Source organism: Vibrio sp. Vb0667, assembly GCF_033391095.1.
Genome location: NZ_JAWPOL010000281.1, coordinates 1 through 1,177, shown reverse-complemented (window position 1 = coordinate 1,177; position 1,177 = coordinate 1). Strand labels below are relative to the sequence as shown.

Here is a 1,177-nt window from a genome sequence, read left to right as displayed (position 1 = left end):
TCTTGGATGACGTGGAACCATTCATTTCAAGGCAGCTGTATGTTCCTTGATGCGTGGAATGATGCCGCAGACAAAAATTGTCCGTTACAAGCGGCATTACGTAAAGCGATTGATACTTGGTTAAGTTATCTAGAAATTCAAATTGCGAAAGGCAAAGAAAACCAAGAGTTTATAAGCGACTTAGATACTCGTCAGGCGACGTTCGATTTATACGGGCAGTACCTGAGCGCGCATGTTTTCTATTCGATCAAAGGTGAGGAAGAGAGCTTACGCCTATTTTGGCAAGGCATCGACAACTTGCTTGCTCGATGGAGAGGTTAACACCGTCTACGGGTAACGAAGATTCATTTTAAAGAGCGACAGAGTTCGCTCTTTCTTATCAGCGTAAAAAGCACGACCGTTCTATTTTTGCTAAGTGTGCTGATAACTAAGGAAAAGATCATGAGTGAGAAAATCTATTTTAATACCTCGCAGCGTTTTAGTGTGAAGCGCAGTCTCGTCAACATCAGTACCCGCTTGCACCACACATTAGCCCCATCGCATGCGAAGAAAACGGCGCGAAAACTGCTGCTTACTCCAGCGCGTACGCAACCAAAAAATGCGGAGCCACAAGGATTAGTTAAAGCAGAAATCCAAGGGCACACTGGGGCTATCAAAACGTATTCGTTGGGTCAGGGGCCTGTGTGGGTTCTGACTCATGGTTGGTCGGGCACGGCGAGCCAGTTTTATCCGTTGATGGAACATATCGCGGCTTGTGGATTTACAGCGTTGGCTTACGATCATCCAGCTCATGGTGAAAGTGATGGTCAATATGGCCATATTCCGGGCTTTGTGCGTGGTTTGGAAGAGGTTCTCGACTCGGTAGAAGAAGGCGTCGCCGGATTGGTTGGACATAGTATGGGAACGGCGTCTGCACTTGAGTGCCGTCATCATAAGTTGGAAAACAAGCCACTGCTATTGATTGCGCCAGTGTTGAATTACGTAGAGAACTTGTTTGGCAGCATTGCGCGTTCTGGCTATTCAATGAAACTGTTCAAAGCGGTGGTATCGGCAGTGGAAGATCAGTATGGCCACCCATTGCAATCGATCGACCCTCTGAAGCGACTCTCGGAGCGAGCGGCACCCACGATCATCGTGCATGATGAGCAAGATAAATTCACTAAACACAGCATTTCCG

2 protein-coding genes are annotated in these 1,177 nt (G+C 47.3%); both read left to right on the top strand.

The features are described 5' to 3' along the window. Window positions 1-321: TetR family transcriptional regulator C-terminal domain-containing protein (locus R8269_RS25280; protein ID WP_412079970.1), on the top strand; the 321-nt coding region annotated here is incomplete at its 5' end. A 120-nt stretch (window positions 322-441) separates the two neighbouring features. After that, a partial coding sequence (locus tag R8269_RS25275) for an alpha/beta hydrolase (RefSeq protein WP_318222916.1) occupies window positions 442-1,177 on the top strand: 736 nt, incomplete at its 3' end.